General features: G+C 45.8%; 28 protein-coding genes and 1 pseudogene. 17 read left to right on the plus strand and 12 right to left on the minus strand.

Annotation, left to right across the window (positions count from 1 at the left end; genetic code table 11):
• Position 1 precedes the first annotated feature (1 nt).
• From PKF022_RS00975 to mutT, 6 genes are read left to right on the plus strand one after another with little or no spacing between them, the layout of a single operon-like run.
• Positions 2-1,258 (plus strand): FAD-dependent oxidoreductase, encoded by a 1,257-nt coding sequence (locus PKF022_RS00975; protein WP_281776845.1) that lies wholly within the window; start codon positions 2-4, stop codon positions 1,256-1,258.
• 9 nt (positions 1,259-1,267) lie between these two features.
• Positions 1,268-1,522: a MoaD/ThiS family protein gene (locus PKF022_RS00980; protein WP_216231196.1), complete on the plus strand. Its 255-nt coding sequence runs from the start codon at positions 1,268-1,270 to the stop codon at positions 1,520-1,522.
• A 20-nt stretch (positions 1,523-1,542) separates the two neighbouring features.
• Positions 1,543-1,839, plus strand: coding sequence for a hypothetical protein (locus tag PKF022_RS00985; RefSeq protein ID WP_281776846.1), 297 nt, complete (start codon positions 1,543-1,545; stop codon positions 1,837-1,839).
• Between the two features lie 38 nt (positions 1,840-1,877).
• On the plus strand, positions 1,878-3,113 hold the full coding sequence (gene argJ / locus PKF022_RS00990; protein ID WP_281776847.1) for a bifunctional glutamate N-acetyltransferase/amino-acid acetyltransferase ArgJ: 1,236 nt from the start codon (positions 1,878-1,880) through the stop codon (positions 3,111-3,113).
• Positions 3,114-3,986 carry an ATP-binding protein gene (locus PKF022_RS00995; protein WP_281776848.1) on the plus strand — a complete coding sequence of 291 codons (873 nt, stop codon included), beginning with the start codon at positions 3,114-3,116 and terminating at the stop codon, positions 3,984-3,986.
• Positions 3,987-3,996: 10 nt separating this feature from the next.
• Positions 3,997-4,413, plus strand: coding sequence for an 8-oxo-dGTP diphosphatase MutT (gene mutT / locus PKF022_RS01000; RefSeq protein ID WP_281776849.1), 417 nt, complete (start codon positions 3,997-3,999; stop codon positions 4,411-4,413).
• Here the strand turns inward: mutT and zapD are convergent.
• The 6 genes from zapD to PKF022_RS01030 are packed head-to-tail and all read right to left on the minus strand — an operon-like array spanning position 4,410 to position 9,717.
• Positions 4,410-5,162 carry a cell division protein ZapD gene (gene zapD / locus PKF022_RS01005; protein WP_281776850.1) on the minus strand — a complete coding sequence of 251 codons (753 nt, stop codon included), beginning with the start codon at positions 5,160-5,162 and terminating at the stop codon, positions 4,410-4,412. The two genes, mutT and zapD, sit on opposite strands and share 4 nt — an antisense overlap.
• Before the next feature lie 11 nt (positions 5,163-5,173).
• Entirely contained in the window at positions 5,174-5,860 is a 687-nt protein-coding gene (gene coaE / locus PKF022_RS01010; protein WP_281776851.1) for a dephospho-CoA kinase, read from the minus strand.
• Complete coding sequence (locus tag PKF022_RS01015; protein WP_281776852.1) at positions 5,815-6,315, minus strand: A24 family peptidase; 501 nt, start codon at positions 6,313-6,315, stop codon at positions 5,815-5,817. Before PKF022_RS01015 ends, coaE begins: the two co-directional genes overlap by 46 nt.
• The gene (locus PKF022_RS01020) at positions 6,315-7,361 is read right to left on the minus strand and encodes a type II secretion system F family protein (RefSeq protein ID WP_281776853.1); all 1,047 of its coding nucleotides are present in this window, start codon (positions 7,359-7,361) and stop codon (positions 6,315-6,317) included. The genes PKF022_RS01015 and PKF022_RS01020 overlap by 1 nt, the downstream gene beginning before the upstream one ends.
• Positions 7,352-8,431, minus strand: coding sequence for a GspE/PulE family protein (locus PKF022_RS01025; RefSeq protein ID WP_281776854.1), 1,080 nt, complete (start codon positions 8,429-8,431; stop codon positions 7,352-7,354). The genes PKF022_RS01020 and PKF022_RS01025 overlap by 10 nt, the downstream gene beginning before the upstream one ends.
• Entirely contained in the window at positions 8,428-9,717 is a 1,290-nt protein-coding gene (locus PKF022_RS01030; protein ID WP_216231205.1) for a CNNM domain-containing protein, read from the minus strand. The genes PKF022_RS01025 and PKF022_RS01030 overlap by 4 nt, the downstream gene beginning before the upstream one ends.
• A 117-nt stretch (positions 9,718-9,834) precedes the next feature.
• On the opposite strand from PKF022_RS01030, the gene PKF022_RS01035 reads away from it, so the two are divergent.
• The gene (locus tag PKF022_RS01035) at positions 9,835-10,347 is read left to right on the plus strand and encodes a methylated-DNA--[protein]-cysteine S-methyltransferase (protein WP_281776855.1); all 513 of its coding nucleotides are present in this window, start codon (positions 9,835-9,837) and stop codon (positions 10,345-10,347) included.
• A 4-nt stretch (positions 10,348-10,351) separates the two neighbouring features.
• Here PKF022_RS01035 and PKF022_RS01040 read toward each other — a convergent pair whose 3' ends face one another.
• Positions 10,352-11,326, minus strand: a complete 975-nt coding sequence (locus PKF022_RS01040) for a squalene/phytoene synthase family protein (protein WP_281776856.1) — start codon at positions 11,324-11,326, stop codon at positions 10,352-10,354.
• 118 nt (positions 11,327-11,444) lie between these two features.
• Between PKF022_RS01040 and PKF022_RS01045 the strand changes: the two genes are divergently transcribed.
• Entirely contained in the window at positions 11,445-12,860 is a 1,416-nt protein-coding gene (locus PKF022_RS01045) for a sodium:solute symporter family protein (protein WP_216231208.1), read from the plus strand.
• Positions 12,861-12,960: 100 nt separating this feature from the next.
• Entirely contained in the window at positions 12,961-13,980 is a 1,020-nt protein-coding gene (locus tag PKF022_RS01050; RefSeq protein WP_216231209.1) for a 2-dehydropantoate 2-reductase, read from the plus strand.
• Positions 13,981-14,054: 74 nt separating this feature from the next.
• Here the strand turns inward: PKF022_RS01050 and PKF022_RS01055 are convergent, their stop codons facing one another.
• On the minus strand, positions 14,055-14,822 hold the full coding sequence (locus PKF022_RS01055; RefSeq protein WP_216231210.1) for a fumarylacetoacetate hydrolase family protein: 768 nt from the start codon (positions 14,820-14,822) through the stop codon (positions 14,055-14,057).
• Between the two features lie 56 nt (positions 14,823-14,878).
• Between PKF022_RS01055 and PKF022_RS01060 the strand changes: the two genes are divergently transcribed.
• A complete protein-coding gene (locus PKF022_RS01060; RefSeq protein WP_281776857.1) occupies positions 14,879-15,814 on the plus strand; it encodes a reductase in 936 nt (311 codons plus the stop codon).
• Here the strand turns inward: PKF022_RS01060 and PKF022_RS01065 are convergent.
• The gene (locus PKF022_RS01065) at positions 15,811-16,815 is read right to left on the minus strand and encodes a polyprenyl synthetase family protein (protein ID WP_281776858.1); all 1,005 of its coding nucleotides are present in this window, start codon (positions 16,813-16,815) and stop codon (positions 15,811-15,813) included. The two genes, PKF022_RS01060 and PKF022_RS01065, sit on opposite strands and share 4 nt — an antisense overlap.
• A gap of 75 nt (positions 16,816-16,890) precedes the next feature.
• Here PKF022_RS01065 and rplU point away from each other — a divergent pair, with 75 nt between their 5' ends.
• The 4 genes and pseudogenes from rplU to proB form a co-directional block, all read left to right on the plus strand.
• Positions 16,891-17,202, plus strand: a complete 312-nt coding sequence (gene rplU, locus PKF022_RS01070; protein WP_011902040.1) for a 50S ribosomal protein L21 — start codon at positions 16,891-16,893, stop codon at positions 17,200-17,202.
• An 18-nt stretch (positions 17,203-17,220) separates the two neighbouring features.
• Positions 17,221-17,481 carry a 50S ribosomal protein L27 gene (rpmA, locus tag PKF022_RS01075; RefSeq protein WP_011902041.1) on the plus strand — a complete coding sequence of 87 codons (261 nt, stop codon included), beginning with the start codon at positions 17,221-17,223 and terminating at the stop codon, positions 17,479-17,481.
• Between the two features lie 87 nt (positions 17,482-17,568).
• Positions 17,569-18,657: a GTPase ObgE gene (gene obgE / locus PKF022_RS01080; RefSeq protein ID WP_216231213.1), complete on the plus strand. Its 1,089-nt coding sequence runs from the start codon at positions 17,569-17,571 to the stop codon at positions 18,655-18,657.
• A 21-nt stretch (positions 18,658-18,678) separates the two neighbouring features.
• A pseudogene (gene proB, locus PKF022_RS01085) lies at positions 18,679-19,455 on the plus strand (glutamate 5-kinase); the annotation flags it as partial.
• A gap of 2 nt (positions 19,456-19,457) precedes the next feature.
• Here proB and PKF022_RS01090 read toward each other — a convergent pair.
• Together PKF022_RS01090 and PKF022_RS01095 are read right to left on the minus strand one after the other, a co-directional pair.
• Entirely contained in the window at positions 19,458-20,030 is a 573-nt protein-coding gene (locus PKF022_RS01090; RefSeq protein WP_216231215.1) for a CNP1-like family protein, read from the minus strand.
• On the minus strand, positions 20,027-20,626 hold the full coding sequence (locus tag PKF022_RS01095; protein ID WP_281776859.1) for an RNA pyrophosphohydrolase: 600 nt from the start codon (positions 20,624-20,626) through the stop codon (positions 20,027-20,029). Before PKF022_RS01095 ends, PKF022_RS01090 begins: the two co-directional genes overlap by 4 nt.
• Positions 20,627-20,674: 48 nt before the next feature.
• On the opposite strand from PKF022_RS01095, the gene PKF022_RS01100 reads away from it, so the two are divergent.
• Entirely contained in the window at positions 20,675-22,417 is a 1,743-nt protein-coding gene (locus PKF022_RS01100; protein WP_281776860.1) for a proline--tRNA ligase, read from the plus strand.
• Positions 22,418-22,436: 19 nt separating this feature from the next.
• On the opposite strand, the gene ffh is transcribed toward PKF022_RS01100, so the two are convergent.
• Entirely contained in the window at positions 22,437-23,819 is a 1,383-nt protein-coding gene (ffh, locus tag PKF022_RS01105; protein WP_281776861.1) for a signal recognition particle protein, read from the minus strand.
• A gap of 20 nt (positions 23,820-23,839) precedes the next feature.
• On the opposite strand from ffh, the gene ccsA reads away from it, so the two are divergent.
• Together ccsA and ampD are read left to right on the plus strand one after the other, a co-directional pair.
• Complete coding sequence (gene ccsA / locus PKF022_RS01110; RefSeq protein WP_281776862.1) at positions 23,840-24,688, plus strand: cytochrome c biogenesis protein CcsA; 849 nt, start codon at positions 23,840-23,842, stop codon at positions 24,686-24,688.
• Positions 24,689-24,691: 3 nt separating this feature from the next.
• Entirely contained in the window at positions 24,692-25,510 is an 819-nt protein-coding gene (gene ampD / locus PKF022_RS01115; RefSeq protein ID WP_281776863.1) for a 1,6-anhydro-N-acetylmuramyl-L-alanine amidase AmpD, read from the plus strand.
• Positions 25,511-25,620: the final 110 nt, after the last annotated feature.

Raw genomic sequence — 25,620 nt, forward strand, 5'->3', positions numbered from 1 at the left:
TATGAAGCATGTCATCTTAGGCAATGGCCCTGCCGGCGTCATTGCGGCAGAAACAATTCGAAAACGTTCGCCTAGCGATCAAATCGTGATGATTGGATCTGAGGATGCGCCACCATATTCTCGAATGGCTATTCCTTACTTGCTGATGGGCAACATTCAGGAGTCGGGCACTTATTTGCGCAAGGATGCTGATCATTATCAAAAACTCAATATTGAGCAGGTGCGCGCAAAAGTTATTTCAGTTGATTCAAAAGCAAAAAAATTAGAGTTAGAAAATGGCCAGTCTATTCAATTTGATAAATTGCTGATTGCTACGGGTTCTGTTCCTGTTCAGCCGCCAATTCCGGGAATTGATTTGCCTGGAGTTCATCCATGCTGGACTCTGGATGATGCGCGTGCGATTACGAAGTTAGCGAAACCAGGGTCGCGTGTGTTGCAGATGGGTGCGGGCTTTATCGGATGCATCATTCTTGAGGCGTTAGCTAGTAGAAAAGTAGAGCTAACGGTCGTAGAAATGGGTGATCGTATGGTTCCGAGAATGATGACTTCTGTAGCCGGGGGCATGATCAAAAAATGGGTTGAAGGTAAAGGCGTGCAGGTCCATACCAACACTAAGGTGGAAGCTATTACAAAAGCCAACTCAGGTTTGACGGTAAAACTGTCCAATGGAGAGTCTTTAGATGTGGATTTGGTTATCTCAGCAACAGGCGTTCAGCCTAATATCGCTTATCTGAAATCATCTGGACTTGAAACTCAAAGAGGAATTTTAGTCAACGAGAGAATGCAAACTTCTGATCTGGATATTTATGCGGCAGGGGATGTAACAGAAAGCATTGATTTTTCCACTGGAGAACGTATTGTTAACGCGATCCAGCCCAATGCTGCTGAGCAGGCCAGAATCGCTGCTATAGCCATGACTGGTGGTGATGTTGAAAGTTTGGGCGCACTTCAAATTAACGTTCTTGATACCTTAGGCTTAATTTCCTCTTCTTTTGGTTTGTGGTCTGGCGCCAAAGGTGGAGACCATGTGGAGTGGGTAGATTTGCAACAATACAAATACTTGCGCCTAGAGTTTCTTGGCGATGTTTTGGTTGGTGCAACATGCGTTGGCAGCACTGAACATATCGGCGTACTTCGGGGCTTAATCCAAGGAAAAATTCCATTAGGCGAATGGAAAGAAGTCTTAATGTCAGACCCCACCCAAGCAATGAAAGCTTATTTAGCAGCAGGTCAAGCACAATCGGCTTGGATGAATTAAGCTTCAGGAATGCAAATTACTTTGAAGTTGTTTGCCAGCTTGGCAAGCTATTTACCGCCCAATAAAAAGAATGGCATTGAAGCTGATATCGAGGTTGCCGCTGGTAGTACGATCGGCGACATCATCAAGCTCTTCAATATTCCTGGTAAATCGGCCCACTTAGTGATGGTCAATGGTGTTTATATCAAGCCTGATCAACGCGACCAATACGTTCTCAGCGAGAAAGACGCCCTTGCTATTTGCCCACCAGTGGCCGGTGGTTAAGGCTTTGGGCTGTTCGCGGCATGTATCAGATTAAAAGAGAGATGGGTTGCTCCATCGAGGATTTGACTCGCTGGCTGCCTCAAGCATTGGGCGAACTCTATTCGTCAGCATCTTTGGATCTCAATGGAAAAGTATTGCTTCAGGCTCAGAATCCCCTCGTAGAGATCTCTGGCTTTAGCCGTCCCAGCCGCAAAATTGCGCTTCTCAATATCCCAGTTCTAGAATTGAAACTTGTTTTTGCTCAAAGCCTCAGTCCTTCTCAGGTTGAGCAGGCCTTAAACCGATTTGATCTTTATACTCGGAGGGGTGGAGGTTAGGCCTCCCTCTTATTTACTTCAAATGATCGAGTGTTCTTATGGCTGTTAATTTACCCCTCCCGCAAAAATCCGAACTCAAGCCTGTTAAAGGCTTTCAAATGGGTATTGCCGAAGCCGGCATTAAAAAGGCGAACCGTAAAGATCTTTTGGTGATGACTTTAGCGCCTGGTTCACAGGTAGCAGGTGTTTTTACCTTAAATCGATTTTGCGCTGCCCCCGTACAAGTCTGTCGCGAGCACTTGGCACAAGAGGGTCGTCATGGTGAGATCAGAGCTCTAGTGGTGAATACGGGTAATGCGAATGCCGGTACGGGTGAGTCAGGCATGAAGCATGCCCTGGAAACCTGCACAGCATTGGCAAAAGATCTGCAGATTAATCCTCAGCAAATTTTGCCTTTTTCAACAGGCGTAATTCTTGAGCCGCTACCGATTGAAAAAATTATCACCGCCCTGCCAAAAGCAGTATCCAATTTAGGTGAGGACAACTGGTTTGATGCGGCTGAAGCCATCATGACCACCGATACTCAGCCTAAAGCCACATCAGTCACCGTGGAGACGCCTGCTGGCTTAGTTACCATTACAGGCATCTGTAAGGGTGCGGGAATGATTCATCCTAATATGGCGACGATGCTTGGATTTATTGCGACTGATGCAGGATTTGCACCAGGCCTATTGGGTAACCTGACACGTGAAGTTGCAGACCTTTCTTTTAATGCCATCACGATTGATGGTGATACTTCGACCAATGACTCATTCATCATCATGGCGACGGGTCAGTCGGCGGTGCAAATCAAATCAATCAATGATGCTAGTTATGCAATCTTGCGCGATGCGTTAATTGCTTTAGCTCGCAAGCTGGCGCAAATGATCGTGCGTGATGGTGAGGGCGCCACTAAATTCATGACTATTGAAGTAGTTGGCGGAAAAACTCCTGAAGAGTGTCGTTTAGTTGCCAAAGCGGTTGCGCATTCACCCTTGGTTAAAACAGCCTTCTTTGCTAGTGATCCTAATTTAGGCCGCATCCTTGCCGCTATTGGTTATGCCAGCATTACAGACTTAGATGTTAACCGTGTACAAATGTGGTTAGGCGACGTTTGGGTCGCTAAAAATGGTGGTCGTAATCCTGATTATCAAGAGGCAGATGGTCAGCGAGTAATGCAGGCCCCAGAAATTACCGTGAAGATTGATTTGGGTCGTGGCACAGCTACGCAAACTATGTGGACATGTGATTTATCTCATGACTACGTATCGATTAATGCAGACTACCGCTCATAAATGACCGCCTCAAATATGAATGAAAAATTAGACCGTCTTTTAGACCACCTAGATACTTTTTTACCCAAGCCTTTAACTGAAGAGCAGTGGAAATCGTCAACTGCATTTAGATGGCGTCGTCGCGATAGTATTTTTGGCAGCATTGGATTTTTACAGCCAGTAAAGCATGTATCCGATATCACTTTCGATGATCTGCAGAATATTGATCGTCAACGAGACGCTATTCGTGACAACACTAAAAACTTTATTCAGAAAAAACCGGCTAACAATATTTTATTGACAGGCGCGAGAGGGACTGGAAAGTCTTCTCTCATTAAGGCGAGCTTGCACGAATTTGCTAGCCAGGGTCTGCGTCTAGTTGAGGTTGAAAAAGAGCATCTGGCGGATTTGGCAGACATTACCGAGCTTCTGGCAGAGCGTCCGGAGCGTTTCATTATTTTCTGTGATGACCTATCCTTTGAGGATGGAGAGTCTGGATATAAGGCTATGAAATCAGCCTTAGACGGCTCTGTTTCTGCCCAAGTCGACAATATTTTGATTTACGCCACCTCAAATCGACGTCATTTGTTGCCCGAGTACATGAAAGATAACGAGAGTTATGTTCATAACGATGATGGCGAAATTCATCCTGGTGAAGTGGTAGAAGAAAAAATTTCTTTATCTGAACGCTTCGGTCTCTGGCTATCTTTTTATCCACCTAAGCAAGATGAGTATTTGGCAATCGTGGCACATTGGTTGAAGCATTTTGGATTGAGTTCTAAAGAAATTGAAGCTGCTCGGTCTGAGGCTTTGGTGTGGGCGCTAGAGCGTGGATCACGTTCGGGGCGTGTTGCTTGGCAATTTGCCAAGCATTGGGCTGGCTCAAAAGCCTAAGCTACTTTTCATGTCTGAAATCCAACGCCCCATTACTGTTGTTGCTGCGGGAATATTGATAGATTCTGAGGGGCGCTATCTTTTAGGTCAGAGGCCTGCAGGAAAACCTTACGCAGGTTATTGGGAAGTTCCTGGTGGAAAGGTTGAGAAAGGGGAGACCGTTTTTCAGGCGCTGCAACGCGAGCTTCAAGAAGAGCTTGGCATCGATATTCATGCAAGTGAAGAGCTGACAGTTCTCGAACATGATTATCCACATGCCTATGTTCGTTTATATGTGAGCATTATTCGGAATTGGTCTGGCACACCCAAGGGGTGTGAAGGACAGGCATTATCTTGGGAGTCAGTTGCCGCAGAATCACCGAGCGTTGAACCTTTGCTGCCGGCTGCTTGGCCAATGCTGGAGTGCCTTAAAAGGGCTTTAGCTTAAAACTGACAGAGTGTTAGCTTAAAGGGCACATCGGCATTTACCAGCTGCGCTTTTTTATCACGCTCAGACTGTAAAAAGCGTACCGAGAGTAAATATTTATTCGCGCTTATCTCTGAAAATAACGAATCATCTTCAATGGCGATACGCATTAGTTGATACACCTTGCCAGATGGGGCTTGCTGAAAAGACCCATTATGCGCAACAACATCTTTAGCTTCACCTGATTGGCGAAGAAGCCTTAAAAATAATTGACATGCTTCTTGCCAAGGCAAGAGGGGGCCAATATATTTCTCTAGTAACTCACGACGCTCAGATGTAGGGCTATTTTTCCAGGCATGGTAACTTGGCAAATCAATTGGACTTGTGCCGCCTGGAATATTTAAGCGAGTACGAATAGCGTTTAACCATTCGCTTTCGGTAATAACTGAATTAGGGCGCCCAGCAGATTGGTTGATGCTGGTTGCAACCGCATCAATTTCAGAAAGTGTTTGTGATAGCGCCTCTTGATCTACTTTTTGCGATGACTTTAATCCATTGAGAGCATATTTTTGGCGCTCAAATTCTTTCAGTAGTAATGACTTGATATCTCCGCGTGCACCAATGTCACCAAGATCAAACAAAATAGAGATAGCGTTGTGATGTAACTCTGGGTCATCGGAGCGGACAAAGTGATTAAAGCGGGCGAACAAATACTCCAGTCGAAGCATGCTTCGAACTAATTCATTGAAGGGGTATTCGTAGACAATCACAAGCCCATATTCTATGACGAACTTGAGCGATCTTTCTGAATTTGTAGGATTTTTTGGTGCAAGTTCAAAACCTCTGCCCCTAACTCAGCTAGGGTGCCCTGATTTTCAATGACTATATCTGCGCAGGCAAGACGCTCTGCTCTGCTGGCTTGGGCCTTCAGGATTCTTTCAACTTCATTTCGAGGTAATTTGCTGCGGTGCATCACCCGCTCAATCTGAGTTTCTTCTGGGCAATCCACCACAACTAAGTAATCTAGCAGGTGCTCCCAGTTGCCTGACTCAACCAGAAGGGGGACTACAAAAACAAGATAAGGGGCACCTTCTTGCTGAAGAAGTTGCGCCTGTCTTATTGTTTCCTGTTGAATGAGGGGATGCGTGATGGTTTCTAATAATTTTCTGGCTGCAGGGTCGGCAAACACTAAGCTACGCATCTTGACTCTATCAAGTGCCCCACTAGGGTCAATAAATTCTGCGCCAAACTGTTTTTGAATTAAAGGAATTGCCGATCCCTGGGGGGCGGTAATCTGATGGGCAATCAAATCAGTATCCACTATGCCCGCTCCCAATTTAGCCAGTCCGTCACTAACAGCGGTTTTGCCTGAGCCAATGCCGCCTGTAAGACCTACAAGGGGTAACTGCCCTTTTAGTATGCCTAAGCTAGATTGCTCAGAAGGAAGATTTGTATAGTCTGTGGCCATAACAACTCAATGATGCCAGCAATAGCCAGAAATGGTCCAAATGGAAAAGCTGACATGCGATTTTGCTTATTCCATTGCAGCCAAGCAATGCCACCAATCAGCCCAGTTAAAGATGCTACTAGCAAGATATTCGGTAAGGCCAACCAGCCAAGCCAGGCCCCTAGGGCTGCTAATAGTTTTGCATCTCCCATACCAATACCATCCTGTTTTTTGAGTGCCCGATAGAGTGCATTTAAGAGCCATAGGCCGGCATAACCAAGAAAGGCGCCAATGATCGAATCCTGAAAAGAAACGAAACCCTGTTTTGAGAGTCCGTTAAACAAGAGGCCCGCCAGGGTGAGTGGCAGTGTGATGGCATCTGGTAGTTGGAAAGTGCGGACATCAAAGTACGCCAAATAGCCCAAGACCAATATTAGGAATATTTGAATCCAACCCGCAAAAGCAATATTACCCATTAAACAATTTGCCCAAGGTTAAAGATAGGGAGATACAAAATGATGACTAGACTTCCAATAATGAGTCCAACAATAATAATTAATAAAGGCTCTAGGCTATGACTTAGAGTGTTCAAGCGATTACTTAACCGAGAGCTCAATATTGTTGCGCGCCTCTGTAGCATATCAGCCAGCGCACCACTTTCAGATGCAATTGTTAAGAGCTGTAGTGTTTCCTGATCAAATAGTATGTGTCTTGGATCCGCTTTAATGATGGCATCTCCAAGTGACCAGCCACGGGTTAGGTGTTTGAATATTTCTGCGCTGAAATCATGGCTAAGCCAATGGTTGGATGATTGGGCGGTCACCCTGAGGGCATCTGGCAAGGGTAATCCAGATTGCAGTAGATGACCTAGTGTGCGACACCAATAAGTCAGAGTGGCTAGCTGGAGTAGTCGGCCAACTAAGGGTAGGTAGAAGCCAAGTCGATCACAATATTTTTGTAACTTAGGCAACTTGGCCCATGCGATGCTAAAGAATCCGGCAATGACTACTAAAGTAATCAGCAGATTAATGTAAAACGCTTCGAACCATGCTGATATATCGATCAATACCTTGGTTGGGGTTGGTAACTCCGCTTGAAAATGAGTGAAAACATCCTTAAAGACAGGCACAACCCAAATCATCATCACAATCACCAAAAGAAACGAGCTTGTCAGGGTGATGGTGGGGTAACTCATTGCCTGTTGAATTTTTTGACGCAGTTCAATTTGAGCCTCTAGCTGTTTGCAGATTGTTTGAAGTGCTAGATCAAGGTCGCCTGTACGCTCGCTTACTCGTATTAGGTTAATAAACTCCATGGAGAATTGATTATTTTGCTTTCCCAAGCATTGAGAAAAACTCTCTCCCTTTTTTAACTCCGCATAAATGATACTGATCCAGGGAAGCCAAGACTTTGGTGCAGTAGAGTAAATGAGTGCAACCGCATTAAGAAGTGGCAGACCAGACTTTAGGAGTGTCAAGAGCTGGTCAGCAAAATGTAATTGATTTTGCTTGCTTAGCGCCATAAGCCGACTTCTGACTCTAGGTCTGCCTGAGTAATAAGACCTGCATGTACATGAGTCAATCCGGCATCCCGCATTCGAGTGTATGAAATGGATGAGTCAAAAATTTTGCTGCTGTTGAGCACCTCATGAACTCCAATACGGCCAAAGTAGCCGCTGCCACCACAGCTAGAGCATTGGACTTTTTCAGTTGACTTGAGTTTTTGGCATTGGCGGCAAGCCATTCTGATTAAGCGCTGTGAACTGACACTTAACAAGCAGGATTCAAGTGACTCTTGATCAATTCCAAGACTCTTTAGTCGAGGCAATACTCCACGAGCATTGCGGGTGTGTAATGTGCTCAAAACCAGGTGCCCAGTTTGTGCCGCCTGAATCGCTAATTGTGATGTGGCAGCATCGCGAATTTCTCCAATCATGATGACGTCGGGATCTTGGCGTAACAGGGCGCGAATGATCGTTGGAAAGTCGAGTCCTGCCCGCGGGTGATATGCAACTTGATTAATTCCCGCTAGTCGAATTTCAATCGGATCCTCTATAGAACAAAGATTACGATGAGATTGATTAAGATATCGCAAGCAACTATAAAGCGTACGTGTTTTACCACTACCTGTTGGACCACTTACCAGAATGAGTCCATTCGGTTGAGAAAGTGCTTGTTGAAATAAAGTGAATTGATCTGGCAGGAGACCAATTTCCGTAAGATCAAGATCTTCAATACGGCTTGGCAATATACGGATAACCGCTTTTTCTCCATAAAGAGTGGGTAGGATTGAAACGCGGCAATCCATATTGGGTTTAGAGAAATTGAGACCAATACAAAGACGGCCATCCTGCGGAAGACGTTTCTCTGCAAGATCAAGGCGAGCTAGGACCTTGATGCGAGCAATCAGGCGCTCATGTAATTCAATAGGAAAGTGTGAGTGGACTTGAAGTAAACCGTCTATGCGAAAGCGAACGAGGGTTGCTTGTGACCCAGCCTCAATATGAATATCACTCGCTCTAGCATTAATGGCATGAGCAGCAATTTCATACCATGTACGAATAATTAGCGAATCATCTTTGGCAACGCTCAATCTTGTTCTTGAGCTTGGCTTGGCCGGTAGAGTTTTACAGTTTTTACGCCGTGTTCATCAAATTGAACAATTTCCATAACGATGCCAGCAATTCGAATGCTGACATCATGATCGGGAATGGCTTCAAGCTTCTCAAGAATGAGGCCATTTAATGTGCGCGGCCCGTCTAGCGGAAGATTGAGATTGAGCAGACGATTGAGGTCTCTTAGAGAGGCGCTGCCGCTGGCGAGGTAAGTGCCATCAGCAAGCCAATGAGGATCGGTTGAAAGGTTTGAGAACGAGGTGGTGAACTCTCCAATCAGTTCCTCAACAATATCCTCAAAAGTTACTAGACCTAATACTTCGCCATATTCATTTACCACTAAGCTCAAGCGCTGCTGGTTGTCTTGAAAGAACTGCATTTGTTGCAGTACTGGCGTGCCGCTAGGAATAAAGTAGGGCTCATTCAACAGGACTCTAAAGTCCTCATGTTTTAAATCGGTATCACCCAATAATGACAAAGCTTTTTTCACTGAGAGGATGCCAACAATGCGTTCCGAATCCTGGTCGCATACTGGTAATTTGTTGTGATAGCAGGTTTCTAATTGCTGAACAACTTCATCAATTGGTCTTGATAAGTCCAAAACCTCAATCTTCGACCTAGGGGTCATCACATCATCAACAGTGATGTTTTCGAGGTTAAACAAGTTGAGCAAAATATTGCGATGATGATTGGAGACAAAGCGGTTTGATTCCAAAACTAGGCTGCGTAACTCCTCTTTGCTCATGGCTCTGCTATCGGAAGATGACTGCAAGCCGGATACTTTCATCAAGCCTGAGACAAAGCTATTAATAAACCAGAGTAAAGGCTTGAGTAAAAAAGTGAGTGGCAAAATAAACCAGCCAACATTGGACGCAATTTTTTCTGGAAATGCTGCTCCAATCACCTTGGGGGTAATTTCGCTAAAGATAATGATGAGCAATGCAACCACTAGAGTTGCAATAGAGAGCACAAGACCGCTATCACCAAAAATATGCAGGGCAATGCCCGTTACCAGAATTGGTAAAACAGTATTAATAAGGTTATTGGAGATGAGTAGTACTGATAGCAATGAATCAATGCGCTTTAAGAGTCTTTCAGCCAGTGCTGCACCCGCATTGCCACTATTGGCCATTGCACGGAGGCGATGACGGTTAGAGGACAGCATGCTGGTTTCTGCCATTGAGAAGAAGCCAGATAACGCAAGTAAGAATAGGACTAGAGCAACTTGGCTATAAAACGGCCAATCGTCAAAAAAGGTGTCCATGAGTTTTGCCTAAAAAAGTAAGTATGAGTCAATATAGCAAAGTGCTATTTAGGGAGCTATAGCTATAGAGTAAAGGGTAGTCAGCTACTGTGTTTAATTGTGTAAGAATAAATCCCTATGACAGCATCTCGAATGCCAAAAATCGCTAATTCCCCCAGTTACTGCGTGATTGCAGCGCCTTTCGGGCGTCTGGGAGTTACGACGGAGTTGGTGGAGGGGAGTTTGATGTTATCCAAAATCGACTACTTGCCAACAGATGCGGCATTGATTCCACCTAAGAACGCATTGGCAAAAGAGGTAGCGCGTCAGTGCAAGGAATACTTTAAAGATCCTCATTGGCAATTCGATTTACCAATAAAACCAGCAGGTACTGAGCATCAGAAAAAAGTATGGTCTAGCATTCAAGATATTCCTGCCGGTAAAACGAAGACCTATGGCGAGTTAGCTAAGAAAATCAAAAGCGGGCCACGCGCAGTAGGTACGGCATGTGGTGCGAATCCCTATCCTCTTATTGCACCTTGTCATAGGGTGGTTTCAGCCCAAGGAATTGGCGGGTTTATGAAAGAAAATTCTCCCGGTTTGTATCGCCAAATAAAGCTTTGGCTTTTAAAGCATGAGGGTGCTTTATAGGTTTTTACTTGGCCAGGGTTCTGCTGTTGAGATAGAAAAAAGCTTTCATCAGCATATCGCTTTTTACGGCAAGCTTGGTAAAGCTATAAAACTGCATTACCGTACTTTTGGAGAGTTTTACTTCATCTTTGCTATTAAATTCTGTGCGATTAGCAATTTTTGTAAGCGTCATTACTGCCAAGCCAAAAGCTAAAAAACAGAAACGCCTCATGCCCTGTTCTTGCTTGGGAATCAGCAGGATGTACTTTAAAGAGTCTTGTAATTTTTGATGGGCGATCTTCAATAGCTCTGCCTGACTCATATCGATTGGCTTCCAGGAGACTCCGCGCGCCCTGTCTTCAGGGGAATCCTTAAGAATATTGGTCATTTGCAGTGCTTGACCAAATGCAATGGCTAAATTCTCATGCCCTACGAGCTCTTTTTTAAAAGCGTGTGAGTGATTGCTAAATATGGTGGTGAGTAACTCGCCAACTACGCCAGCAACCACATAGCAGTATTTCTCAAACTCAGCGAGGTCTTGAAGGCCAGCTTGATTTTGTTTTCCATGAAAAAAAGACATTCCTTCTGACATGATGGAAACACATCGACTCACAGCCTTTTGGTCGTCACTAGAGCAGGTATGCAGAATTCTTAAAACAGTCGGTGTATTTGTAATTAAATCGAGCTCATCTGGATTGCTGTAATTCTTTAACGCCTCAAGACAAGACTTAACAAAAATTTCAACGGAGACCTTTTCAAGTACGGCATCTAAAAAAAGTGCCGATAGTGCCTGCTTGGTTTGAGCGCTTAATTCTGCAGCATCCTCAATGGTGTCAACAATGCGGCAAAGTAGGTAGGTATTGCCAACTACCTTTTCAATACTTGGGGGGAGAAGCGGTATGGTGAGAGCAAAAGTGCGCGATACGGAGTTCAGAATGGCCTTTTGGTATGCCAGATCAGCGGACGGGCTTGATATTGGGATTTGCTTGGGTGCTCTCACTCTTGAATTATGTCAGACCGGCGTCTTTCATGGGGTGTTACAAGGGGGTGTTTTTTGCTAACTGTCAAAAGTGACATGGCCATATAATTTCATCAAATTTCAGAAGGAGCATATAGGCGTGCTAATTTGGTTCGTCATTATTTACTGGGTTGTCTCGGTAGGAATTGGTTTGTGGGCTGCCCTGCGAGTCAAAAATACCGCTGACTTTGCTGCGGCTGGACATAGTCTGCCGTTGCCGATTGTCACCGCTACAGTATTTGCTACCTGGTTTGGATCTGAAACTGTTTTAGGCATTCCCGCTACTTTTCTAAAAGAGGGTTTAGGAGGCGTAGTTTCTGATCCATTCGGATCATCACTATGTCTAATTTTGGTCGGTCTCTTTTTTGCACGACATTTGTATAACCGTCGCATGCTGACCATTGGTGATTTCTTTCGTGAAAAGTATGGCCGTACGGTGGAGGTTTTAGTGACCCTCTGCATTGTGGTTTCTTATTTAGGTTGGGTGGCTGCACAAATTAAAGCCTTGGGCCTCGTATTTAACGTCGTTTCTGAGGGCAGCATTTCTCAGACGGGTGGCATGTTGATTGGTGCGGGTAGCGTTTTGATTTACACCTTATTTGGTGGGATGTGGTCAGTTGCCATTACGGACTTTATTCAAATGATCATCATCGTAATTGGCATGCTCTATATCGGCGGTGAAATGACATCACAGACTGGTGGTATTGGTGTGGTCATTGAGCATGCGGCCGCAGCTGGTCAATTCAGTAACTTCTGGCCGGATATGAATTTGGCATCCATCTTGGGTTTTGTTGCTGCTTTGTGCACCATGATGTTGGGCTCTATCCCGCAACAAGATGTATTCCAGCGGATTACTTCATCTAAGAATGTCAATATTGCCGTTCAGGCTGCTTTACTGGGTGGTGTGCTGTATTTCATATTTGCTTTTGTGCCGATGTACTTGGCTTACTCAGCAATCTTGATTAGTCCGGATTTGGTGAAGCAATATTTAAATACCGATCCACAAATGATCTTGCCGAAACTGATTCTGAATCATGCGCCACTCATTGCGCAGGTCATGTTCTTTGGCGCCCTCTTATCGGCCATCAAGAGTTGTGCGAGTGCAACTTTATTGGCGCCCTCAGTCACCTTTGCTGAAAACATTGTGCGCGGTTTTTTCAAGCATTTATCCGACCAGGATTTATTGAAGGTGATGCGAATTACCGTTCTTTGTTTTGCTGTGGTCGTAACATTTTTTGCCATTAATTCAAACCTATCTATTTTCAAGATGGTCGAGAACGCATACAAGGTGACTTTAGTAGCCGCATTTGTTCCTTTGGCTTTTGGCGTGTATTGGTCAAGAGCGAATTCTTTAGGGGGATTGTTGGCGGTAGTTGGGGGCCTTACGGTCTGGATCAGCTGCGAAACTTTGGCGCCGGATGCCATCATGCCGCCACAATTGGCCGGTCTCATGGCCAGTATTGCAGGCATGCTTTTAGGTAGCCTGGTCCCCAGAGATCAATTAAAGGCGATTTAGGACAATAGTTGCTTAAAAAATAGGCAACCATAATTGCTGCAGCGCAAAAAGCCAATTAAAATGTCAGTAATTCAAAATTTTTAGTTCTTATGGAGTTCCTATGAAAATCTGTGTGATCGGTGGGGGTGGCGCTATTGGCGGTTACCTGGCTGTCATGTTGGCGCGAGCAGGCAACGATGTCACTGTTGTTGCTCGTGGCGCAACTTTAGCGGCGATTAAAGAGCGAGGCCTTGCTCTCATTATGGATGACCAACCAGAGCCTTTGGTTGCCCAAGTAAAAGCTGTTGAAAAAATTCGCGATGCTGAAACTCCAGATGTAGTCATTCTGGCAGTGAAGGCGCATCAAGTGGAGCCGATCATTGATGACTTGGCTGCGATCATGGGGCCGGAAACCATTTTGATTCCGATGCAAAACGGTATTCCCTGGTGGTATTTCCAAAAGCTGGGTGGCGAGTATCAAGACCACTCCGTGGAAACGGTGGATGCTGGTGGCGTTGCTAAGAATGCGATTAATCCAAACAACATTATTGGTTGCGTAGTGTATCCGGCAACCTTTACACAAGCGCCCGGCGTGATTCGTCACGTGGAAGGCAACCGCTTCCCATTGGGCGAGCTGGATGGCAAGACTACAGAGCGCATTCAGAAGATGTCCGAGATGATGGGCGCAGCTGGATTCAAGTCACCTATCTTGGACGATATTCGTTCTGAGATCTGGCTCAAGCTTTGGGGCAATATGACTTTCAACCCAATTAGCTCACTGACTCATGGCACCTTGGAAGGTATCTGCCAATACCCATTAACCAAAGAGTTAGCGCGCAACATGATGGCAGAAGCACAGACCATTGCTGAGAAGTTGGGCGTTACTTTCCGTGTTGATATTGAGCGTCGTATCGCAGGCGCTGAAAAAGTTGGTAAGCACAAAACCTCCATGTTGCAAGACTTAGAGGCTGGCCGTAGCTTGGAAATTGATGCATTGTTGGGTTCAGTTATTGAGCTTGGCAAGATCACGCAAACTCCAACCCCTTGCTTGAATACCGTTTTTGCTTTGACGAAGTATCTAGATGAAAATGTCCAAGCTTCTAAAGGCAGCTTAGCGTTACCTTCAGTATCGGGTTACTAAAAAGCAAAGCTTTCGCAAATAAAAAACCCTTGCTACTGAACATAGCAAGGGTTTTTGTTTTATGTGCGCCTCAATTATTCGAAGCGATTATCGAGTTGTCCTACGCCATCAATGATGATGCTGACATTGCTACCGGGCTTCATTGAGCCAACGCCAACCGAAGTTCCGCAAGCAATGATGTCGCCCGCTTCGAGTGGAACGTCTTGCGAGATCAGACTAACTAATTTCGCGGGTTGGAAAATCATGTCGGCGATAGGATAGTTTTGACGCTCTTGATCATTGAGGATCGTCTTGATGCTTAGTTTGCTTGGGTCAACATCTGTGGTGATATAGGGGCCAAACACACCAAAGGTATTAAAGCTTTTTGCACGAGTCCACTGCGCATAACCAGGGTCGCGATTGAGAATTTCAATAGCAGTTACATCATTGATGCAGGTGTATCCAAAGATCGCTTTTGCAGCTTCTGCTTCATCCACCTCATGACAGCGCTTGCCAATCACAATGCCAAGCTCGCCTTCGTAAACTACTTTTCCTGTGTAGGACTTCGGCGTACGAATCACTTGGTTTGCTGCCAAGAAAGAGTTGTTGCCTTTAAGAAAGTAGAGGGGCTCAGCTGGAACAGCATGCTCAAGCTTGGTGACCAGAGCATGAAAGTTATCCACCATGGCAACCATTTTTGAAGGGGTGCATGGGATATCGATAGTGACATCGGATAATTTGATGGTTTCACCGGTCGCCTTGGGGCCGTTGAATAAATCCCCTTCATACACGGCGATTTGGTCGCCCTGCACCTGTCCCAAACCACTTTTTCCTTGATGTTGAAATCTAAGCCACTGAGCCATAATAAGTTCCTATGAAGTTAAATATTTGATATGCAATATCTTACAGGGATGAATTGATGTCTAGGACTTCTGAGCTTACTTTTGCACCAGAACAGGATCAACCGGTTCGTTACATGGAGCGCACCCGCAGTTATTACTTGGGTTTGGGTTACGAGAACCCTTATGTTTGGGCGCACTATATTGATGTTCCCTTTAGCACCTTAAAAAAACCGATGGCTCAATCAGTATTGGGGCTCATTACAACGGCCGTCCCATATGACTCGGATAAGGGTCCACAAGGTCAGGGCGCGCCTTACAACGCTGCAGCCAAGTTTTATCAGCCATACCAGCAAGCGATTGAGAAAAAAATTGATTTGCGTATCGCCCACGTGGGAATTGATCGCAAAAACGCGAATATGGAGGATGTTAATTGTTGGTTTCCGCTCGAAGCTGCCAAGAGAGTAGTTACTGCTGGAGGGGTGAAGGCAATCTCGCAGAATTTTTATGGCTTACCCACCAATCGGAGTCAGCGCCACACATTGGAAATTGATGCTCCTCGTGTTTTAGAAATGCTTCTGGCGGATGGGGTTGATGTAGCAGTATTGATCCCGAATTGCCCAATCTGTCATCAGAGCCAAAGTTTATTGGCGCGCTATTTAGAGGCTGCTGGAATTTCAACGGTAGTGATGGCTGCAGCAAAAGATATTGTTGAGTATTGCGGGGTGCCGCGATTGTTGTTTAGCGATTTTCCATTAGGTAACGCAGCTGCTAAACCAAATGATATTGTTTCGCAGGATTTCAATTTTCAATTAGCACTACGTCTTTTGGAATCGGCTCCCGCGCCGCGCACAACAGTTCAATCGCCGTTGATATGGTCAGCTGACCCATCTTGGAAATTGGATTATTCCAATCTAGATAAATTGTCTTCGCAAGAAATTGTGCGATTACGTGAAGAGGCCGAGCAGGTCCGGATTACTGCGCGTGAGCTCAGAGTCAGTAGCCTAGGAACTTAAGTTTGTCTTGTAAGAGAGTAAGCGCACAGGGCTTCTAGCGCTTTACTGGCTTCATTTACAGGGAAGTCTTTGAGGTATGACTGAGCTAGATCAGCTTCACGTTTAGCTGCAGCTTGCGTGTAATCGAGTGCACCCGAGTTTTGTACGGCAGCGAGTATTTGTGTAAAAACATCATCTGGTAAGTCTTGATTTTGCTCAATCGCTGCGCGTACTAAGAGTTGCTCTTCGTGGCTGCCATTTTCTAGCAAGTAGATGAGAGGCAGCGTAGGCTTGCCCTCACGTAAATCATCACCCGCATTTTTCCCCATCTGTGCAGCATTGGCGGTGTAGTCTAGTAAATCATCCATTAACTGAAAAGCAGTGCCAATGTGACGCCCAAATGCAGCAGCTTGTTCGCGTTGCACATCGGTAGCATTGGCCAAAATAGCGCCTAACTCAGTAGAGGCTTCAAATAGTTTGGCTGTTTTATAACGAATGACTTGCAAATAGCTGGCTTCATCTACTTCCGGGTCATTCATGTTGAGGAGTTGCAGAACTTCGCCTTCAGCAATCGTATTAGTTGCATCAGACAGGATTTGCATCACTCTTAAATCATTTGGGCCCACCATCATTTGGAAAGCTCGTGAATATAAGAAATCCCCCACCAAAACACTGGCCGCATTACCAAAAGCGGCGTTGGCGGTTTCGCGACCTCTTCTGAGGGTGGATTCATCCACGACATCATCATGAAGGAGGGTGGCTGTGTGGATAAATTCCACAACGGCCGACATTTCTAGAATGTGGGGCGTTTCTTTACCATTAGCCAGGGCCTTGGCTACCAGCATCAGGAGGGCAGGTCGGACTCGTTTACCGCCGGCCTGGATGATATAGGTCGAAATCTGGTCAATTAAGGCCACTTTTGAGGCTAAACGCTGACGAATAACCTCATCTAAGGCCTTGAAATCTAAGGCAATTGGGGCCAGGATTTGGCTTAAGTCATTGATTTTGACAGTGCTGGGCATGCAAGATATAATAATGGGCTTAGCTGGTCCAGGGTGGATTAGCTTAAATGTAGATATTAATTGAGGTTTCAAACCATGTACGCGGTCATAAAAACCGGTGGCAAACAGTATAAAGTTGCTGCAGGCGAAAAATTGAAAATAGAACAGATACCAGCGGAAATCGGCAGCGAAATCACTCTTGACCAAGTCCTCGCCGTTGGCGAAGGCGCTTCACTGAAATTAGGTGATCCATTGGTTAATGGTGCAGCTGTGATGGCCACTGTCGTCTCCCAAGGACGTCACGATAAAGTGACAATCTTTAAGATGCGCCGTCGCAAGCATTATCAAAAGCACCAAGGCCATCGTCAGAATTTCACTGAAATTTTGATCAACACGATTAAAGCCTAATTCAGGTAGGAGAAAGATATGGCACAGAAAAAAGGCGGCGGCTCAACACGAAATGGTCGCGACTCAGAATCGAAACGTCTAGGCGTTAAGGTATTTGGCGGCGAGCATATCAATGCTGGCAGCATCATCATTCGTCAACGTGGCACACGTGTTCATCCAGGTGCAAACGTTGGTATTGGTAAAGATCACACTTTGTTCGCCTTAATTGACGGCCAAGTGGAATTTGGCGTTAAGGGTGCTTTGAAGAAGGCCCAAGTTTCAGTCTTGCCTCGTTCATAAGGCGCCTGACTGAGACACGTTTGATTCAGATTTATTCCGAATTTAACTCTTAGGAACAGGCCTCGCTAAGCGAGGCCTTTTTTATTCATGAAATTTATAGACGAAGCACGTATCGAAGTGATTGCCGGGCAAGGCGGTGCCGGAAGCGCCTCTATGCGCCGTGAAAAGTTCATTGAATTTGGCGGTCCTGACGGTGGAGATGGCGGTAAGGGTGGTAGCGTGTGGGCAACTGCCGATCGCAATATCAACACTTTGATTGATTACCGCTACGCAAAAACGCACACTGCAAAAAATGGTGAGCCTGGCCGTGGTGCCGATTGTTATGGTCGTGCTGGAGATGATATTGAACTGCGTATGCCAGTTGGTACCATTATTTCTGATTACGAAACAGGTGAACCCATTGCTGACTTAACAACCCATGGTGAGCGCCTTTGCTTGGCGCAAGGTGGTGTTGGTGGTTGGGGCAATATTCACTTTAAGAGCAGCACGAACAGAGCGCCACGTCAAAAGACGAACGGCAAACCTGGCGAGCGCCGTAAGTTGAAGTTGGAGCTTAAGGTGTTAGCCGACGTTGGTTTGTTGGGTATGCCTAATGCCGGCAAGTCAACATTGATTACTGCAGTTTCAAATGCGCGTCCAAAGATTGCCGATTATCCATTTACCACTTTGCATCCAAACCTGGGTGTGGTGCGTGTGGGTGCCGAACGAAGCTTTGTGATTGCCGATATTCCTGGATTAATTGAGGGTGCCGCAGAGGGTGCTGGCCTTGGCCATCGTTTCTTAAGGCACTTGCAGCGCACTGGTGTGCTTTTACATTTGGTGGACATTGCTCCATTTGATGCGAATGTTGATCCAGTAGCAGATGCTGTAGCCATTGTGAATGAGTTACGTAAGTACGATGAAGCTTTAGTTGAGAAGCCACGTTGGTTGGTGCTCAACAAGGTCGATATGATTCCGGAAGAGGATCGCAAAAAGGTTGTTGCAGACTTTGTGAAAAAGTTTAAGTGGAAAGGTCCTGTTTTTGAGATTTCCGCTTTGACTGGCATGGGTTGCGATAAGCTTTGTTACTCTTTGCAGGATTATTTGGATTCCGTACGCCGTGATCGTGATGATGCTGATGAGCGTGCGCAAGATCCTCGGTATAAAGATCAGTTAGAAGATAAAAAACCAGATTAAATATTTCATTTGTTCTTTGTTATGAATGCTAAAAAATCCCAACGAATTGTTGTCAAAGTAGGCTCTAGTCTCGTCACCAATAATGGTGAGGGCTTAGATCATGCTGCGATTGCCATGTGGGCTGAGCAAATGGCTGGCCTGCTAAAGGATGGCCACGAAGTATTGATGGTGAGCTCTGGCGCTATTGCTGAAGGAATGCAACGCTTAGGCTGGACTAAGCGTCCACAAGAAATACACCAATTACAAGCAGCTGCTGCAGTTGGCCAAATGGGTTTGGTACAGGTATATGAAAGTTGTTTTGCGCGATTTAATTTGCGTAGCGCTCAGATTCTCCTGACTAATGCAGACTTGGCAGATGCTGAACGAAACGCAAATGCTAGGGGCACCTTAGATACTCTTCTGAAATTGGGTGTCGTTCCGATTATTAATGAGAATGACACAGTAGTAACTGATGAAATTAAATTTGGCGACAACGATAGCCTTGCGGCATTAGTAACTAATTTAATTCATGCAGATCTTTTGATTATTTTGACTGACCAGGGCGGTCTTTTTACCGCTGATCCACGTCAAAATCCTGACGCTACATTATTGACGGATGCTGTTGCTGGTGATCCCGTCTTAGAAAAAATGGCTGGTGGAGCTGCTAGCGAATTGAGTAAGGGCGGCATGTTGACCAAGGTCTTGGCTGCCAAGATCGCGGTCAAAACGGGTGCAGCCACCGTCATTGCCTCAGGACGTGAGCCTAATGTGCTGACTCGCCTAGTCAAAGGCGAGAAGATTGGAACCCACCTTAACGCGCGTTAATAACCAATGATTTGACCCATTGAATTGCTGGGTTTTGTGCCGCCAGTAAATCCATTTGGGTTGAGAGAATTCAAGATCGTCTTGATATTTTTTTCTTGATTATTGAAGTCGCAAAAAGCGCCTTGAGCTAAAGCAGCCTGATAGCGATTTGGAATATCACTATGAATTTTTTGCCAGCTACTCAGAGGATTTTCTTTCCAGCCACTACTTTCAAAGGTGCCATAAAGGCGCCACTGATATGAATCGCAACGAATACCTTCGTACTGGGTCTGCTGACCACCACTTGGATTGGTAATCACTACGATGTAGCGTGTAATACCATCCGCACCAATCAATATGGAATCCGTATCTACTGCAAACTTGAAAATGGTGCGTTGGGAGACATAGAACGGCAACAGGGTTTTTGGGTTCGGTGGATTCAGTGGCATGGTTGTTGTGCCCTCTTTAAACACCATGGGTGCAAAAGGATCCAAGCCACTTTGTAGTGGATCTCCAGCGCAGGCTGCTAAACCCACAGCTAAGATGAGGCATTGCAGGTACACAGCCAGTCTGGAAAATAGCTTTTTCATTTTTGTTTGTCTGATTTTTCTGAAGATTTAGGTTGATCTTCATTGTCGGCATATAAAGACTGGAAGATATCTAACGGCGTGCCCCAGGCTAGTTGCTGCATGCGCAGACCCCGAGAAAGATAACGCGCCAATTCTGATAATGCTAGTTGATAGACTTCGCGCTTAAAGCCAATGACTGCATCAAGTTGAATCCAGAATGGTACCCAACGCCAAGCATCAAACTCGGGGTGTTCTGATGCGCGTAATTGAATATCGCTATCTAGACCTACTAAACGCAAGAGAAACCAAATTTGTTTTTGACCACGATAAGCGGCTCTATGAACGCGGGTGGAGTTTTGGCGGCGCAAATATTCCTCAGGGACGTCGTAACGAAGCCAATCCCTGGTCCGTCCAATAATCTGGACATGTTCCGGCAGTAAGCCCACCTCCTCGTGCAATTCGCGGTACATAGCCTGTTCAGGGCTTTCACCATGCTGAATCCCGCCCTGCGGGAACTGCCACGAATGCTGCCCAACGCGTTTTCCCCAGAAAACCTCGTTGCGGCTGTTGAGGAGGACAATGCCGACATTCGGGCGATACCCTTCACGGTCAAGCATGATCGTGCCTCAAATCCTTTAAAATCAATGATTTGATTATATCCATACATGAAAGCCTCACAATCATTTCTTGCCACGCTCAAAGAAGCCCCCTCTGATGCTGAGGTGGTTTCGCACAAACTCATGGTGCGAGCAGGTTTAATTCGCAAGTTAAGCGCTGGCGTCTACAACTATTTGCCTCTGGGTTTGAAAGTGATTCGCAAGGTGGAAAACATCATTCGCGAAGAAATGAACCGTGCTGGCTCCATCGAATTGCTAATGCCAATGATTCAGCCAGCTGAATTATGGCAAGAGACGGGCCGCTGGGAAAAGATGGGTCCTGAGTTGCTGCGCATCAAAGATCGCCACGATCGTGATTTCTTAATTCAGCCAACCTCTGAAGAGGTGATTACTGATTTGGCTCGAAATGAGATTAAGAGTTATAAACAGCTGCCAGTGAACTTCTATCAAATTCAAACCAAGTTCCGTGATGAGCGTCGTCCTCGTTTTGGCATCATGCGTGGTCGTGAGTTCAGCATGAAAGATGCTTACTCATTTGATCGCGATACTGAAGGCTTAAAAAAGTCTTATCAAATCATGTTTGATGCATACACCCGCATCTTCAAACGTATGGGTTTACAGTTCCGCGCAGTAACTGCAGATAATGGTGCGATTGGTGGATCCGGTAGTCAAGAGTTCCATGTGATTGCCGATACTGGTGAGGATGCGATTGTCTATTGCCCTGATTCAGGCTACGCCGCGAACTTGGAAGCGGCAGAATCATTGGCGTTGATCGCTAGTCGTGCTGCAGCATCTGCGGCAATAAGTAAGGTACCAACACCGGATAAAACAAACTGTGCCGATGTAGCAAAGTTCTTAAATATTCCGATTGAGTCTACCGTTAAATCATTGTTGTTTGCTGCAGATCAAGAAAGCGGCCCCGCAAAACTCTTTCTGTTATTGGTGCGCGGTGATCACGAGCTCAATGAGGTAAAGGCAAGCAAGATTCCTGGCATGGCCGAATCTCGTTTTGCTACCGAAGCGGAAATCAAGCAAGCTTGTAATGCGCCTGCAGGTTACTTAGGCCCGGTTGGAGTGAGTGCTGATGTGACCGTAGTTGCTGATCGCACCGTTGCTAATATGGCAGATTTTGTTTGCGGCGCAAATGATGCCGGGCATCATTTAACTGGTGTCAATTGGGGTCGCGATTTACCGGAGCCTTTGGTATTGGATATTCGTAATGCCGTCATTGGTGATCCTTCTCCAGATGGCAAAGGTGTAGTTGATATATGCCGCGGCATTGAAGTGGGTCACGTATTCCAATTGGGCACACGCTATTCAGAAGCGATGGGATGCACCTACTTAGATCAGCAAGGTAAAGCTCAGCCCATGGTGATGGGTTGCTATGGTATTGGTGTAACGCGCTTGCTTGGTGCCGCTATCGAGCAAGGACATGATGAAAAGGGCATTATCTGGCCTATCTCAATGGCACCATTTGAGGTGGTCATCTGCCCAATGGGTTACGAAAAGTCAAAAGCGGTGAAGGCTGCATGCGACCAATTGCATGACGAGCTATTGGCAGCAGGTGTCGATGTCATTCTAGATGACCGCAATGAGCGTCCAGGGGCGATGTTTGCAGACTGGGAGTTAATCGGGGCACCATTCCGAGTAGTGGTTGGTGATCGTGGTTTGGCAGATGCTCAAGTGGAATTCAAAGGACGCACTGATGCTGAGTCTCAAAATATTCCATTAGCGCAAATTAAAGATAAAGTGATTGCCGCAGTTCAAGCAGCCAAACAATCTATCTCTTAAGTTTTATTTTCGGATTTAATTATTTTTTGAAGAGTCCGCTAATACCCTTGGCGGCTCCTTTTGCAGCCATGCTTGCCATGGTGCGCGCCATTTTTCCACCTTTAAATTGCTTCATCATGGTTTGCATTTGCTCAAACTGAGCAAGCAGGCGATTAATTTCTTGAACTTCCACACCGGAGCCTGCAGCAATACGACGTTTGCGACTAGCTTTGAGCAGTTCTGGCTTTCTGCGTTCTTGAGGGGTCATGCTGTCAATAATTCCACGCATGCGCGTGGTTTGTTTATCGGCATTACTTAAATTAGTTTTAGAGGCGGCTTGCGCCATCTGACTTGGCAATTTATCCATCAGGCTGGCCATGCCACCCATCTTTTGCATTTGCATTAACTGATCGCGGAAGTCTTCAAGATCAAAACCACCTTTAGAAATCTTGCTGGCTAATTTTTCTGCTTTAGCAACGTCAACGTGCTGTTGAGCTTGCTCGACCAGGGCCAGAATATCGCCCATACCCAAGATTCGGTTAGCCATGCGTTCTGCATCAAACGCCTCTAGGCCATCCATCTTTTCGGCGACACCAATAAATTTGAGCGGTACACCGGTTACTTGGCGAACGGAGAGTGCTGCGCCGCCACGAGAGTCACCATCTAACTTCGTGAGAATCACGCCGGTTAATGGCAGCGCTTCGTGGAAGGCCTTGGCAGTATTGACCGCATCTTGGCCGAGCATTGCATCTACTACAAATAAGGTTTCAATTGGGTTGAGGCTGGCATGCAAGGTTTTGATTTCTTGCATCAGCGCCTCATCAATACCAAGGCGACCTGCGGTATCCACCAGCACTACGTCGAAGTAATGGCGCCTTGCCCAGTCAAGTGCGGCAAGCGCGATGTCATTTGGTTTTTGACTAATGTTGCTTGGGAAAAACTCAGCGCCAACTTGTTTGGTAACGGTTTCTAATTGCTCAATCGCTGCTGGACGATAGACGTCACAAGAAACCGTGAGAACTTTCTTCTTCTTTTTCTCTTGCAACCACTTTGCCAGTTTCCCTACAGAGGTCGTTTTGCCCGCACCTTGTAAACCCGCCATCAATATCACTGCAGGTGGCTGGGTTGCTAAATTGAGTTCGCCTCTTTGATTGGTATCGCCCCTCATTACTTGGGCTAGCTCGCGTTGGACTACGCCAACCAATGCTTGACCAGGACTCAGGCTGCCAACCACTTCCTCGCCAAGGGCTTTAAATTTAATTTGCTCAAGCAAAGACTTCACTACAGGCAGTGCTACGTCAGCCTCTAATAGGGCTAAACGGATTTCCCGCAGCATTTCAGCGGTATTGGCTTCAGTGAGGCGGGCTTGACCCCGCATTGTTTTAACAACGCGAGATAGGCGGTCGGTGAGGTTTTCTAGCATTTATCGATTAGACTTTCCAGATGGATATTTTAGGTTACTCAAGTTCCGGTTGGCTCCCTTCCGCACTTTATTTAGCGCTTTTGCTTGTTTTGAGCTTCAAAGCCAAGAGCGGCGTGGAGTCTCGGCTCTCAAGCGCCCTCGTGCAGGCTGCCATTTTTGTGATTTTGGTGATTCATGGGGTACAACTGCATGACTCCGTATTCACCCCTCAAGGCTTCGTATTTGGTTTTGCGCAAGATTTGTCTTTGATTGCTTGGGTTGGCCTAGCTTTTTACTGGTTCCAATCTTGGTTTTTGCCTATTTCCAGTTTGCGTTGGATGGCCTTAATGTTTGCGCTTGTTTGCGCATTTCTTCCTAACGTATTTCCCGGCGTTTTGATATCGCCTAAGGCTGTTTCGGATCCCTGGTTTAAAGGTCATTTTGTTGTGGCAACAGTCGCAGTGGGTCTATTAAGTTTGGCAGCCATGCATGCCATACTCATGAGTGTGCAAGATCGCGCTTTACATCGTCAGCTAGCCATTGTTCCTAATAGCCGTTTTGCGCATTGGCTCGAAGACCTTCCACCACTAATGACCATGGAAAGCCTCCTGTTTAACTTGCTCTACGTTGGTTTTGCATTATTGAGTTTGACAGTCTTCTCCGGTTTACTCTTTTCCCAAACGCTCTTTGGTAAGCCACTGGTGTTTGATCACAAAACCATTTTTGCTTTGATATCGTGGTTTTTATTTGCTGGCTTACTTCTGGCTCGCTGGCGAGTGGGCTTGCGCGGCAGAGCAGCCATTCGCTGGGTATTAAGTGCTTATACGGCTTTACTGCTTGCTTATGTAGGCAGTCGCTTTGTGCTTGAAGTTATTTTGCAGAGAACATAATTCTTGTTTAAGTGGCTTTTATTATTTGCAGGCGCTGGCCTTGTTTATCTTTGGATTAAAGGTAAAAAGCAGGCTAAGCGCAATGCAGAAAATCCTCCAAAACCCAATAAAAATAAGGCTGAGAAGGCTGTTGGTCCTGAGGCTATGGTGCAGTGTCAGTATTGCAAAGTACATCTTCCACAATCAGAGGCAATTAGTCATGACGGACGTTTTTATTGTTCGAAAGATGATTTTCATGAGTTGGATTCAGAAGGTTGGATTGGTGATGCGCAGTGGCGTATGTCACCCAACCAAGATGTCAGGCCTGAAAATATTCAGCCCGACTTAGCGGTGATTCATCACATTAGCCTTCCACCCGGGGAATTCAGGCAGCGAGAATCCAGTCAGTACATCGTGGATTTTTTTCAAAACAAGCTAAACCCAAATGAACATGCCTATTTTGCGGAGATTGCTGCTCAAAAGGTCTCCAGTCATTTTTTGATTACACGCTCTGGCGCTTTGGTACAGTTTGTGTCCACTCAAAAAAAGGCATGGCATGCCGGGGTCTCTGAATTTCTGGGCAGGGAAAAATGCAATGACTTCTCTATTGGTATTGAATTAGAGGGTGATGGTGATACGCCATTTGAGCCCACTCAATATCAAGTATTGGCTAACCTTATTCAGAAATTGACAGGCACTTATCCTGATTTGCAATTTGCTGGACATAGCGACATCGCCCCGGAGCGAAAAACAGATCCTGGAATATTTTTTGATTGGAAAAAGTTCCAAAAAGAGACAGGAATTTCCGCCAAAAAACTGCCATACGGGCTAGACCCTCGGTAAGCTTTTTTTGTATGTGAGCGTACGCTTACTTTTACAGCCTTTGTCTAAAAAGGGCAAAAAAATCCGCACCAAAATGACCTCAAAATTAGGGGAAAACCTAGTAAAAGTAC

It is taken from the genome of Polynucleobacter sp. KF022, from assembly GCF_027924105.1.
GTDB lineage: Bacteria > Pseudomonadota > Gammaproteobacteria > Burkholderiales > Burkholderiaceae > Polynucleobacter.